The sequence below is a fragment of the Microtetraspora glauca genome (assembly GCF_040656155.1).
Lineage (GTDB): Bacteria > Actinomycetota > Actinomycetes > Streptosporangiales > Streptosporangiaceae > Microtetraspora > Microtetraspora glauca.
In genome coordinates this window covers 644,427-656,833 of the sequence record NZ_JBFALK010000002.1, presented here as the reverse complement: position 1 = coordinate 656,833, position 12,407 = coordinate 644,427, and the positions used below count along the sequence as shown (strand labels likewise).

Annotated in this window: 9 protein-coding genes; 2 read left to right on the top strand and 7 right to left on the bottom strand. The window is 71.4% G+C overall.

The genetic code is table 11. The features are described from left to right. Positions 1–22 precede the first annotated feature (22 nt). The 5 genes from AB0I59_RS06090 to AB0I59_RS06070 all read right to left on the bottom strand — a co-directional run bounded on the left by AB0I59_RS06090 (position 23) and on the right by AB0I59_RS06070 (position 6,487). The gene (locus AB0I59_RS06090) at positions 23–523 is read right to left on the bottom strand and encodes a Rieske (2Fe-2S) protein (protein ID WP_358130546.1); all 501 of its coding nucleotides are present in this window, start codon (positions 521–523) and stop codon (positions 23–25) included. A gap of 113 nt (positions 524–636) precedes the next feature. Then, a complete protein-coding gene (locus AB0I59_RS06085) occupies positions 637–1,794 on the bottom strand; it encodes an acyl-CoA dehydrogenase family protein (protein WP_061261266.1) in 1,158 nt (385 codons plus the stop codon). Further along, positions 1,781–2,800, bottom strand: a complete 1,020-nt coding sequence (locus tag AB0I59_RS06080) for a hydroxymethylglutaryl-CoA lyase (protein ID WP_082777620.1) — start codon at positions 2,798–2,800, stop codon at positions 1,781–1,783. Before AB0I59_RS06080 ends, AB0I59_RS06085 begins: the two co-directional genes overlap by 14 nt. Next, positions 2,797–4,827, bottom strand: a complete 2,031-nt coding sequence (locus tag AB0I59_RS06075) for an acetyl/propionyl/methylcrotonyl-CoA carboxylase subunit alpha (RefSeq protein ID WP_358130542.1) — start codon at positions 4,825–4,827, stop codon at positions 2,797–2,799. The genes AB0I59_RS06080 and AB0I59_RS06075 overlap by 4 nt, the downstream gene beginning before the upstream one ends. A 49-nt stretch (positions 4,828–4,876) precedes the next feature. Further along, complete coding sequence (locus tag AB0I59_RS06070) at positions 4,877–6,487, bottom strand: carboxyl transferase domain-containing protein (RefSeq protein WP_435830920.1); 1,611 nt, start codon at positions 6,485–6,487, stop codon at positions 4,877–4,879. Between the two features lie 49 nt (positions 6,488–6,536). On the opposite strand from AB0I59_RS06070, the gene AB0I59_RS06065 reads away from it, so the two are divergent. Beyond that, positions 6,537–7,142 carry a TetR/AcrR family transcriptional regulator gene (locus AB0I59_RS06065; RefSeq protein WP_061261267.1) on the top strand — a complete coding sequence of 202 codons (606 nt, stop codon included), beginning with the start codon at positions 6,537–6,539 and terminating at the stop codon, positions 7,140–7,142. 16 nt (positions 7,143–7,158) lie between these two features. Here the strand turns inward: AB0I59_RS06065 and AB0I59_RS06060 are convergent, their stop codons facing one another. Next, on the bottom strand, positions 7,159–9,333 hold the full coding sequence (locus AB0I59_RS06060; protein WP_358130539.1) for a thiamine pyrophosphate-dependent enzyme: 2,175 nt from the start codon (positions 9,331–9,333) through the stop codon (positions 7,159–7,161). Between the two features lie 253 nt (positions 9,334–9,586). On the opposite strand from AB0I59_RS06060, the gene AB0I59_RS06055 reads away from it, so the two are divergent. Further along, a complete protein-coding gene (locus AB0I59_RS06055; protein ID WP_358130537.1) occupies positions 9,587–10,915 on the top strand; it encodes a hypothetical protein in 1,329 nt (442 codons plus the stop codon). A 63-nt stretch (positions 10,916–10,978) separates the two neighbouring features. Here AB0I59_RS06055 and AB0I59_RS06050 read toward each other — a convergent pair whose 3' ends face one another. Further along, complete coding sequence (locus AB0I59_RS06050; protein WP_358130533.1) at positions 10,979–12,337, bottom strand: NAD-dependent succinate-semialdehyde dehydrogenase; 1,359 nt, start codon at positions 12,335–12,337, stop codon at positions 10,979–10,981. Positions 12,338–12,407 lie beyond the last annotated feature (70 nt).

The window sequence follows — 12,407 nt, the reverse complement described above, 5'->3', positions numbered from 1 at the left end:
TTGCATGGTCAATCCGAGAGTCTCAGGCCAGGGTGATCGTGTCGCCCTCGGAGGAGATGGCCACCTCGGCGAGGGCCTTCTTCGCCGGACCGCTCTTGGGGGAGCCGTCGGCGATGGCGAAGGACGAGTTGTGGCAGGGACACACGATGACGCCGTCCCTGACCCGCTTCACCGGGCACCCCTCGTGCGTGCAGATGGCGCTGTATGCCTTGAAGGTGCCCGCCTCCGGCTGGACGACCACCACCTTCTCCGCGCTCACGATCACACCGCCGCCGACCGGGATGTCGGCCTTCTTGGCCAGCGTGCCCGCCGGCGCCTTGTTCGCCTCTCCCGCGCCCGCGGCCTCCCCGCCCGTCGCGGGCTTGCCGTCGGCGGTCGTGCCGGCGGTCGTGCCGGCGGCCGTGCCCGCGGTCGTGCCGGTGCCGGACGAGCACGCCGCGACGGCGGCGCCCACTCCCGCGAGGGCGGCGGCGCTGAGGGCGTGACGGCGGGTGACGTTCTTGTCCAAGGTGCTGCCTTTCATCGGTCGGGTCTCCACCCAACCAGTACCACCAGGCCAAACCCGTCACCCCGGAGGGTTTTCTAAGAATTTATTAAGTACCTGAGGTGACAACCAGCGAAAGGGTCATATCGCACTTATGCCCCCATTCCCAGCTCGCGTGCGATCAGCATGCGCTGAACCTCGCTGGTGCCCTCGCCGATCTCCAGGATCTTGGCGTCCCGGTAGAAGCGGCCCACGGGATACTCGTTCATGAAGCCGTACCCGCCGAAGATCTGGGTGGCGTCGCGCGCGTTGTCCATGGCCGCGTTCGAGGAGACCAGCTTCGCGATCGCCGCCTCCTTCTTGAACGGCCGCCCCGCCAGCATCCTCTCGGCCGCGTGGTAGTAGGCGAGCCGCGCGGTGTGCGTGCGCGCCTCCATGTCGGCGATCTTGAACTGGATCGCCTGGTACCGGTTGATGGCCCGGCCGAACGCGACCCGCTCCCCGGCGTAGCGCAGGGACTCGTCCACGCATCCCTGGGCGAGCCCGACCGACAGCGCGGCGATGGCCACCCGGCCCTCGTCGAGCGTCTGGAGGAACTGGGCGTACCCCCTTCCGCGCTCTCCCAGGAGGTTCTCCTCGGGGACCCGGCAGTCGCTGAACGACAGCTCGCGGGTGTCGCTGGCCGACCAGCCGACCTTGGAGTACTTCTTCGACACGGTGAACCCCGGGGTCCCCGACGGCACGAGGATCGTGCTGATCTCGGGCACCACCGCGCCGTCACGCTCGCGGCGGCCGGTGATCGCCGCGACGCCGACGACACCGGTGATGTCGGTCCCCGCGTTCGTGATGAACGCCTTGGACCCGTTGATCACCCATTCGCCGCCGTCCAGCGTCGCCGTCGTGCGCATCCCGCCCGGCACGTCGGAACCGCCGCCCGGCTCGGTGAGGCCGAACGCGCCGAGCATCTCCCCGGAGGCCAGCCGCGGCAACCACCGGGCCCTCTGCTCGTCCGTGCCGAACCGCAGGATGGGCATCGCGCCCAGCGACACCGCGGCCTCCAGTGTGATCGCCACCGAGGAGTCGACCCGCGCCAGCTCCTCCAGCGCGAGGCACAGGGCGAAATAGTCGCCGCCCATGCCGCCGTACTCCTCCGGGATCGGCAACCCGAACAACCCCATCGCGCCCATCTTGGCGACGATGTCGTAGGGGAACTCGCACCGCTCGTAGTAGTCGCCGATCACCGGGGCGACCACCTCGCGGGCGAACTGCCCGACCGACTCGCGCAACTGCGCGTACTCATCCTTGAGCATCTCGCGCTCCTCCTCGCTCCGGCTGATCGCCGCCACCGCTGCTACCGGACCCCAGCGCCTGGACGACGCGGGACACGCTCGGACGGCCGAGCCTCCCCGCGAGCCACACGCTGGTCTCCACCAGGGACGGGAGGTCCACGCCCGTCTCCACTCCGAGGCCGTCCAGCATCCAGACCAGGTCCTCGGTGGCGAGGTTCCCGGTGGCGCTCTCGGCGTACGGGCAGCCGCCCAGGCCGCCCGCCGAGGCGTCCACGACGGTCACTCCCTTTGTGAGCGCCGTGAGGGTGTTCGCCAGCGCCTGGCCGTACGTGTCGTGGAAGTGGACGGCGAGCCGCTCCGGCCCCGCCCCCGCCGCCGCGAAGGCGTCGAGCAGCGCGGCGACGTGGCCGGGGGTGCCGACCCCGATCGTGTCGCCCAGCGACAGCTCGAAGCAGCCGAGGTCGAGGAGCCGCATGCCCGCGCGTACGACCTGCGGGACCGGGACCGCGCCCTCCCAGGGATCGCCGAAGCACATCGAGAGGTACGCCCTGACCCGGAGGCCGTGGTCGAGCGCCCGCCCGACCACGGGGGCGAACATGTCGAACTGCGACTCCACCCCCTGGTTGAGGTTCCTCCTTGCGAACGTCTCGGTCGCGCTGCCGAAGATCGCTATCTCGGTGACGCCGCGTTCCAGGGCCCGGTCCAGGCCCCGCTCGTTGGGCACGAGCACGGGGTAGCGCACTCCGGGCACCGGCTCAACGAGGTCGAGCAGTTCGGCCGCGTCGGCGAGCTGGGGAACCCACTTCGGATGGACGAAGCTGGTCGTCTCGATCCTCGTCAGGCCCGCGCGGGCGAGCCGGGCGACGAACTCCGCCTTGACCTCGACCGGGACGATCGCCGCCTCGTTCTGCAGCCCGTCCCTCGGGCCCACCTCGTGGACCGTGACCCTCGCGGGCAGGCCGTCCAGGGCGTACGCGCCGTATCCCGCCCCTTCGCCTCCCACCGGTCGCGCCGGTCGCACTGTCATGACGTGCTCCCATCGGGTTCCACCCGGGCCAGGACGCCGTCGAGCTCGACGGCCTGGCCGATCCGCACCGTCAGCTCGGTGACGACGCCGTCCAGGGGCGCCACCACCGAGTGCTCCATCTTCATCGCCTCCACCACGACGAGGGGCTGGCCCGCGCGCACCCGGTCGCCCGCGGCCGCCTTGACCACGAGCACGGTCCCGGGCATCGGGCTGCGGACCACGCCGTCGGCGTCGCCTCCGCCGCCCGCTCGGTCCCCCGGGTCGCCCAGCTCGTGCCGGACGACCGGCCAGGCCAGGCCGTCGCGCCCCAGCCAGAGAACGCCGCCGTCCCAGGCCGTGGCGAACCGGCGGGTCATGCCGCCGATGGTGATCGCGATCTCGCCCTCCGCCGGACGCGCCAGCGCGGCCCGAAGTGAATGGTCATTAACATCCGCCTCGGCGTCACCGGCCAGCCCGCGCACCCGCACGTCGACGACCGCGCCCCGGGAGTCCAGCCGGTAACCGGTCCACGCCCGCTCGCCGATCCGCCAGCCGTCCGCGACGTCCCACGGATCGGCGCTCGCCGGATCCCCCGTTCCGGCGCCCGGCCCGTGGCCCGAGTGGAAGATCAGCGCGGCGGCCACCAGGGCGTCCAGCGGCAGAGGCTCGGCGGCCAGGCCGCCCTCCGCCCGATCGTCCTGGAGGAGGCGCTCGACCAGGCCCGTGTCCAGGCGGCCGGCGACGACCTCGGGCCGCGCGACCAGTGTCCGGAGGAAGCCGATGTTGGTCGTCACCCCGAGGATCGCGGTCGAGGCCAGCGCGTGGTCGAGGGTGCGCAGCGCGCCGGACCGGTCGGGCGCCCAGGCGACGACCTTCGACAGCATCGGGTCGTAGTCGCCGCCCACGATCATGCCCTCGACCAGGCCGGAGTCGACCCGTACGGCACGGCCGTCCCGGGGTTCGCGCAGCGCGAGGACCCGCCCGCCCGACGGCAGGAAGCCCCGCGCCGGGTCCTCCGCGTACACGCGGGCCTCGACGGCGTGGCCGTTCAGCCGTACGTCGTCCTGGCCGAACGGCAGCGGCTCGCCCGCGGCGACGCGGATCTGCAGTTCGACGAGGTCGAGGCCGGTCACCATCTCGGTCACCGGATGTTCGACCTGGAGCCGCGTGTTCATCTCCATGAAGTGGTACGGCGGCCCCTCGTCAAGGGACTCGGCCTCTCCCCACTCCGTGCCCTGGACGATGAACTCGACCGTGCCCGCGCCGACGTAGCCGACCGCCCGCGCGGCCTCGACGGCCGCGGCGCCCATCCGCGCCCGGGTGGCCGATTCGAGCAGCGGCGAGGGGGCCTCCTCGATGATCTTCTGGTGCCGTCGCTGGAGGCTGCACTCGCGCTCGCCCAGGTGGACGACGTTCCCGTGCCCGTCGGCCATGACCTGGATCTCGATGTGCCGGGGGTTCGGGACGAACCTCTCGATCAGCAGCGTGCCGTCCCCGAACGCGGCGAGCGCCGTACGGCGGGCCGAGGCGATCGCCTCGGGCAGCTCGGCCTCGGACCGCACCACGACCATGCCCTTGCCGCCGCCGCCGGCCGACGGCTTGATCAGCGCGGGGAAGCCGATCGCGCGGGCCGCCTCGGCCAGGTCGTCGGCGGGCTCCGCCCCTCCGGGGACCACGGGCACGCCCGCCGCGGCGACGGTCGCCTTGGCCCGGATCTTGTCGCCCATCGCCTCGATCGCGGCGGGCGGCGGCCCGACGAACACCAGCCCCGCCTCCGCGCACCGCCGGGCGAACGCGGCGCTCTCCGCGAGGAACCCGTACCCCGGGTGGACGGCCTCGGCCCCTGTCTGGAGCGCGGCGGCGATCACCCCGTCGACGTCGAGGTAGCCGCCCGGCAGCCGGACGGCCAGGTCGGCCTCGCGCACGTGCCGGGCGGCCCGGTCCGCGTCGCTGTGCACGGCGACGGAACGGATGCCCATCGCCCGCAGCGTGCGGACGATCCTTACCGCGATCTCACCGCGATTGGCGATCAGCACGGACCCGAACACCCCGCCACCTCCTCTTCACGATCACGTACGCTCCTCACGATCACGCCGGTCACATCCGGAAGACGCCGTACCCGACCGGGTCGAGCGGGGCGCCGGCCGCGGCGGACAGGGCCAGGCCGAGTACCGTGCGGGTGTCCACCGGGTCGATCACTCCGTCGTCCCAGAGCCGGGCGGTCGAGTAATAGGGGTTCCCCTGGCGCTCGTACTGCGCGCGGATCGCGTCCTGGTCGGCGTCGCCCACGGTCGAGAGCACGTTCGCCGCCTGCTCGCCCCCCATGACCGAGATGCGGGCGTTCGGCCACATCCACAGGAAGCGCGGCGAGTACGCCCGCCCCGCCATGGCGTAGTTGCCCGCGCCGAACGACCCGCCTATGATCACGGTGAACTTCGGCACCCGCGCGCAGGCGACGGCGGTGACCATCTTCGCCCCGTGCTTGGCGATGCCGCCCGCCTCGTACGCCCTGCCGACCATGAAACCGCTGATGTTCTGCAGGAACACGAGCGGGATCGACCGGCGGTCGCACAGCTCGATGAAGTGCGCGCCCTTCAGCGCCGACTCGGCGAAGAGGATGCCGTTGTTCGCGACGATCCCCACCGGGTGCCCGTGAATGCGCGCGAACCCCGTGACCAGGGTGGGGCCGTACTCCGCCTTGAACTCCAGGAACCTGCTGCCGTCGACGATCCGCGCGACGACCTCCCGCACGTCGTACGGCGTGCGGGTGTCCTGCGGGACGATGCCGTACAGCTCGCCCGGGTCGTAGGCGGGCGGCTCGGCCGGCCCGGTCTCCCAGGCACGGGCCGTGCGGGGCGGCAGCGTCGCCACGATGTCCCGGACGATGCGCAGCGCGTGGGCGTCGTCCTCGGCGAGGTGGTCGGTCACACCGCTGGTCCTCGCGTGGACCTCGCCGCCGCCGAGCTCCTCGGCGGTGACGGTCTCGCCGGTGGCCGCCTTCACCAGGGGCGGCCCGCCCAGGAAGATCGTGCCCTGGTTCCTGACGATCACGGCCTCGTCGCTCATCGCCGGGACGTACGCTCCGCCCGCCGTGCAGGAGCCGAGGACGGCCGCGATCTGCGCGATCCCCCGCGCGGACATGGTGGCCTGGTTGTAGAAGATCCGCCCGAAGTGCTCGCGGTCGGGGAACACCTCGTCCTGCTTGGGCAGGAAGGCGCCGCCCGAGTCGACGAGATACACGCAGGGCAGGTGGTTGTCGAGAGCGATCTCCTGGGCCCGCAGGTGCTTCTTGACGGTGACGGGATAGTACGTACCGCCCTTCACCGTGGCGTCGTTGGCGACGACGACCACCTCGCGGCCGGACACCCGCCCGATGCCGGTGATGATGCCGGCGGCGGGCGCCTGCCCGTCGTAGAGCCCGTCCGCCGCGAGCGGCGACAGCTCAAGGAATCTGCCCCCGGGGTCGAGCAGCGCGTCCACCCGGTCCCTGGGCAGCAGCTTGCCCCGGGCGACGTGCCGCTCCCTTGCGCGCGGCGGGCCGCCCCGCGCCGCGACGGCCAGCCGCTCGCGCAGCTCGGCGGCCAGGCGCTCGCCCGCCTCCGCGTTGCGCTTGTACGGCTCGCCGCCCGGATCACAGGCGCTCCGCAGCACCGGCCACGGATTCGGCTCCATGCCGACCACCTCCGGCGAGTTAATGCCGACTAACATCACCTCGGATGTTAGTCACCATTAACCGGCTCGTCTACCATTGCCTCTCGTGACGGCTCCCCGTACCCCTACCCGCAACAGGCGCGCCGAGATACTCCGGGCGGCGGCCGAACTGTTCGCGGCGCGCGGGTTCCACGGGGTGTCGATCGAGGACATCGGATCCGCCGTCGGCGTCTCCGGCCCCGCGATCTATCGCCACTTCAGCGGCAAGGAAGCCCTGCTCAGCGAGATCCTGCTCGACATCAGCGAGCGGCTGCGCGAGCAGGGAGCCCGCCTGGTCACCGCCCCCGCCGTGCCGGAGTCCCCCAGCGGCGACGCGTACGCGCGGGCGGCCCTGGACGCGCTGCTCCACGGGCACATCGACTTCGCGCTGGCCAACCCGGCACTGATCCGGGTGCATGAGCGGGAGCTGGACAACGTGCCCGAGTCGGCCCGCCGCCGGATCCGCCGCCTCCAGCGCCTGTACGTCGAGGAGTGGGTCACCGTGCTGAGCGAGCTCTATCCCGACTGCCCGCCGGCCCGGCTGCGCGCCGCCACCCACGCCGTCTTCGGGCTGCTCAACTCCACCCCGCGCAGCGCGGGCGAGCTGCCTCCGCAGGCCATGGCGCCGCTCCTGCACGGGATGGCCGTCGCCTCCCTGGCGGTGCTGGCCTGATCCCGCGGCTGCCCCGTCAGGCGAGGAGCTTGCGCGCGGCCTGCTCGATGTCCCACTCGGACATCAGCACCGTGTCAGCGGCGGCGCCCAGCGGGATGAAGCTGTCCTGGGAGGTGACCCGCGCGATCTGCCCGGAGAACCCGCCCTCGACCAGCGCGGTGATGACGCTCTCGGAGACGCCGCCGCTGCGCCGGGTCTCGTCGGCGATCAGCACCTTGCCGGTCAGCTCGGCGGCGCGCAGCAGGTCCTCGACCGGGAGTGGAGACAACCAGCGCAGGTCGAGCACCCGGCAGCTCATCTCCTCGGCGGTGAGCTTGACCGCCGCACGCAGGCTCATCCGCACCCCGTTGCCGAAGGTGACGATGGTCAGGTCGCGGCCGTCGCCGTACGAGCGGGCCCGGCCGATCGGGATGTGGGTCTCCGCCCAGCGGGCCGGAGGGACGTACGGCGAGAGCCAGCCGCCGTCGTCCTCGTCGAACAGGTCACGCGTGTGGTACAGCGCGATGGGTTCGAGGAAGACGCAGACCCGGCCGTCGGCCCGCGCCGCGGCGAGGCAGGTGCGCAGCATGGACGCGGCGTCGTCCGGCCGCGCGGGCACGGCCACGATCAGGCCGGGGATGTCGCGCAGCGCGGCGACCGAGTTGTCGTTGTGGAAGTGGCCGCCGAAACCCTTCTGGTAGGCGAGCCCGGGGACGCGGACGACCATCGGGTTGCGGAACGCCCCCCGGGAGAAGAACTGCAGCGACGACGCCTCGCCGCGGATCTGGTCCAGCGCGTTGTGGAGGTAGGCGAGGTACTGGATCTCGGGGACCGGCAGCAGCCCCGAGACGCCGGAGCCGAGGGCCAGCCCGAGAATGGACTGCTCGTCCAGCAACGTGTCGAAGACCCGCTCGGCGCCGAACTTCCGCAGCAGGCCGCGGCTGACGCCGTACACGCCGCCCTTCCTGGCGACGTCCTCGCCGAACAGCAGGACGCCGGGGTCCAGCGCCATCTCCTCGGCGAGCGTGCGGTTGATCGCCTGGGCGAGCGTGAGGCCGCCCTCCTGCTCGGGTGGCGTGCCGAAGACCCGTTCCCGTACGGCGGGGCCGGCGACCCGGGTGGCCTCGGCGGCGACCCTGCGGGGGCTGGCGGGGGCGAGCGGGGCCATCACCTCGTGCGCCGAGGTGAGGCGGGGCCGCCGGGTGCACTCCATCGCCAGCTTGAGCACGTGCTCGCGCTCCGCCTCGTAGCGCGCGACCAGTTCGTCCGGCTCGGCGAGGCCGCCCTCCACGAGCAGCCGCGCCGTGCCGACGAGGGGGTCGCGCTCCAGGTCGGCGGCGATCTCTCTGCGGGTGCGGTAGGCGATCTCGACGTCGGAGCCGGCGTGCCCCATCAGCCGGACCGTGCTCATGTGCAGGAACGCGGGGGCGCGGGTGGAGCGCACGTGCTCGGCGGCGGCGCGGGCGACGTCGTGGATGTCGGCGAGGTCGCACCCGTCGGCCCGGAAGTACGCCAGCAGGGGGTGCCTCGCGGCCTCGACCCAGCCGGGCGGGGTCCGCACGCTGATCCCGAGGCCGTTGTCCTCGCAGACGAACAGCACGGGGAGCTGGAGCCCCCGGAACGCGCCGTAGGCCGCGGTGTTGAGCCCGCTCAACGCCGACGCGTGGTTGACCGTGGCGTCGCCGAAGCTGCAGACGGCGATCGCGTCCCGCGGCCAGGGTGACGGCACGCCGAGGGCACGCGCGCGATCGATCGCGAAGCCGACGCCGACGGCCCGGGGCAGGTGGCTCGCGATCGTGGACGTCTGGGGGATCACCGCGAGGTCCGGATGGCCGAAGACCTTGTGCCTGCCTCCGGCGATGGGCTCCTCCGTCGAGGCGCTCAGCCCGAGGAGCACGTCGCGCAGGCCCTCCTCCGCCAGCCGGCCCGCCTGGGCGGAGCGTTCGAGATAGAAGGCGCCCGAGCGGTAGTGCAGCAGCGCCGGGTCGGAGGGGCGCAGCTCCGCGGCGACGGCGGCGTTCCCCTCGTGCCCCGACGAGCCGATCGTGTAGAAGCCCTCGTTCCGCTCCCGCAGCACGCGGGCGGCGACGTCCAGGAGGCGGCTGCCGAGCTGGATCTCGAACAGCTCCCTGCAGCGTCTGCCCGTCAACGTCGTGCCGGGCCGTACGGGAAGGGCGGGGTCCTGGGAAGGTCCGGCGCTCAGGGCTCCCACAGCCTCGATGAAATGCGTCTCAACAGTGTCGCGGGCCACAAGGCCGATTATGTCGCCAGGACACCCGCGCCGTCCGCAACAGTGATGACTATGTTGACGTCTTGTTGTCGGGAATCCCCCGAACGACACCAATCCATAACGACTCGCACTGGTTACTCAACCATCCACAGGGTTTGACCGTCTACTGGTAAAGGAAGACGTGGCACCCTCAAAGCCGCGTTCAACCCACCCGGGGAAGGATGGATCACCCGAGATGTTGAAACGCATCAGTGCCGTCGCCGTGGCGTTGGCGCTGGGTGGTGTGGCGCTCGTCGCCGCGCCGGCCGGCGCGACCGCGGCTCCGGCGGCACCCACCGCACTCCAGGCGTCACCCGATCCCGTCGTCGTGAACGACGGCGCGGGGAAGACGGCGACGTTCGGATTCAGCGCCGGGGAGGGCACGGGCACGGCCAGGCTCGTCGACCCCCTCGGCAAGAGCGTCCCCCTGACCGTGAGCGGCGGACCGAACTACACCGCGAGCTACACGTTCAAGTTCAGCGACGAGCCGGGCGCCTGGAAGCTGGTGGCCACGGCCACCAAGGACGGCGCGTCGTCCGAGTCGAGCAAGGGGTTCTCGGTCCACTGGATCACGGACCTGGACTTCTCCGCCACCCCCGACGCCGTCGACCGCGGCGGCAAGGTCTGGCTGAGCGGCGCCCTGACGTACAAGGAGGGCGGAAGCTGGAAGGCCTACGACAAGCAGGCCGTCCAGATCGCGTTCAAGCCGGTCGGCGGCTCCTACAGCCAGGTCAGGACCGTCACGACCGACTCCCGCGGCCGGTTCCGCGTCGACCAGCAGGTGGACAGGTCGGGCTGGTGGCGGGCCGAGTACGCTGGCTCCGCCGAGACCGAGGGATCGGTCAGCGACAGCGACCGGGTCGACGTCCGGGAACGGGCGCGGGCCTCCCGCCTGTCGTTCGACGCCTCACCCGAGCCGGTGAACGCGGGCGGCACGCTGCGCCTGCGCGGCAAGGTCGAGGCGGGCTCCTGGAGCATCTGGGACCCGATCAGGGGCGCCAAGGTGAACCTGCTGTTCAAGGCGGACGGCGCCTACTCGTGGCGGTACGTCACCTCGGCCTGGACCGGCCGTGACGGCCGGTTCGCCGCCGACGTCACCGCGAACGCCTCGGGCTGGTGGCGCGCGGAGTACGCCGGCGGTAAGGGTCTGGGCGGCTCGCACGCGGACGACCACGTGGACGTGGTCCGGCCGCAGCCGGAACCCCCGGCGTCGCTGGACACCCGCGTGATCTCGTTCAACGCCTATCCCGAGCCGGTGAAGTACGGCAAGTACCTCGCCTTCAAGGGCAAGCTCCAGGCGTGGGACGGCGGCTGGACCGGATACGGCCACCAGAAGGTCACCGTCTGGTTCAAGACGAAGTACGGCTCCTGGAAGTACGTGAAGAGCACCTGGACCAACGGGTCCGGCAAGTTCTGGACCAAGACCAAGGCGTCGAAGTCCGGGTACTGGAAGGTCGTCTTCGCCGGCAACGACGAGGCCGACGGCTCCTCCAGCGCCAGGGACTGGGTCCGGGTCAAGCGCTGACCTCCGGCGCTTGGGATACGGGATGACACGACGGCCCGGGGCGGTGACGCCCCGGGCCGTCGGCTACAGCCGGAACACCTTCTTGTTCATGAACTCCTCCATGCCCAGAGGGCCCAATTCGCGGCCGACGCCGGACAGCTTGATCCCGCCGAAGGGCAGGTCCGCCTGCGAACCGCCGGCCGCGTTGAGGTACACCATTCCCGCCTCGATCCGCGCGCCGACGCGTCGTGCCCGGTCGAGGTCGGCGCTGAAGACGCTCGAGCCCAAGCCGTACGGGGTGTCGTTCGCGAGCTCGATCGCCTCCGCCTCGCTGTTCACGCGGTACACGACCGCCACCGGGCCGAACAGTTCCTCGGAGTAGGCGTCCATCTCCGGGGTGACGTCCGTCAGCACCGTCGGCTCCACGTAGGCGCCGGGACCCTCGACGTGGCGCCCTCCCACGCGCAGGGTCGCGCCCTGCCGGACGGCCGTCTCGATCTGGTCGACCAGGCGCTCCGCCGCCTCCTTCGAGGAGAGCGGCGCCAGCGTCGTGGCGGGATCCGTGGGGTCGCCGGGGGTGTACTGCGACATCTTCTTCGACAGCTTCTCCACGAACTCGTCGTAGATGCCGGACATGACGATCATTCTCTTCGGCGCGTTGCATGCCTGCCCGGTGTTGCCCATCCGGGACGCGACCGCGATCTCCACGGTCTCGCCGAGGTCGTCCGCGTCCAGGATCACCATCGGGTCGGAGCCGCCCAGTTCCAGGACGACCTTCTTCAGGTTCTTGCCCGCCTCAGCCGCGACGGCCGCGCCCGCCCGCTCGCTGCCGGTCAGGGACACCCCCTGGATTCGGGGATCAGCGAGCGTCCACGCGATCTGGTCGTGGGTCGCGTAGACGTTGATGTACGCGTCCGCGGGTACACCGGCTTCGCGCAGCAGCGACTCGATCGCGGCGGACGACTTGGGGCAGTTCGGCGCGTGCTTGAGCAGGATGGTGTTACCCAGCACGAGGTTCGGCGCGGCGAACCGGGCCACCTGATAGTACGGATAGTTCCACGGCATGATCCCGACCAGCACCCCGATCGGGCACTTCTGGATGACGGCCTCACCACCCTTGATCGTCAATGGCTCGTCGGCCAGCAGCGATTCACCGTTCTCGGCGTAGTAGGTGAAGATGTCGACGACCGTCGCCAGCTCGCCCTTGCCTTCCTCGATCCGTTTGCCCATCTCCGTCGTGATGATGGCGGCCAGCTCGTCGGTCCTCTCCGCGAAGAGCTCCGCGGCCCGCTTCACGATTCCGGCCCGTTCGGCGACCGGCCTTTCCCTCCACGACAGGTAACCGCGATGCGCGCGATCGATCGCGTCCCGGATCTCGTCGTCCGTCGCGGTTGCGAAGTTCTCGACGACCTCACCGGTTGCCGGATTCGTGACCTTGTACATCCGTGTTCCCCTCTCCTGAAACGAATCCCGGCCACTCCACGCCGAGGGTGGCCGAACACGCCGTGCGTCC

Excerpts from the sequence above, each read along its gene's own strand:
- AB0I59_RS06080 (WP_082777620.1), bottom strand. The coding sequence starts at position 2,800 with ATGACAGTGCGACCGGCGCGACCGGTGGGAGGCGAAGGGGCGGGATAC.
- AB0I59_RS06050 (WP_358130533.1), bottom strand. The coding sequence starts at position 12,337 with ATGTACAAGGTCACGAATCCGGCAACCGGTGAGGTCGTCGAGAACTTC.
- AB0I59_RS06090 (WP_358130546.1), bottom strand. The coding sequence starts at position 523 with ATGAAAGGCAGCACCTTGGACAAGAACGTCACCCGCCGTCACGCCCTC.
- AB0I59_RS06070 (WP_435830920.1), bottom strand. The coding sequence starts at position 6,487 with ATGTTAGTCGGCATTAACTCGCCGGAGGTGGTCGGCATGGAGCCGAAT.
- AB0I59_RS06085 (WP_061261266.1), bottom strand. The coding sequence starts at position 1,794 with ATGCTCAAGGATGAGTACGCGCAGTTGCGCGAGTCGGTCGGGCAGTTC.
- AB0I59_RS06055 (WP_358130537.1), top strand. The coding sequence starts at position 9,587 with ATGTTGAAACGCATCAGTGCCGTCGCCGTGGCGTTGGCGCTGGGTGGT.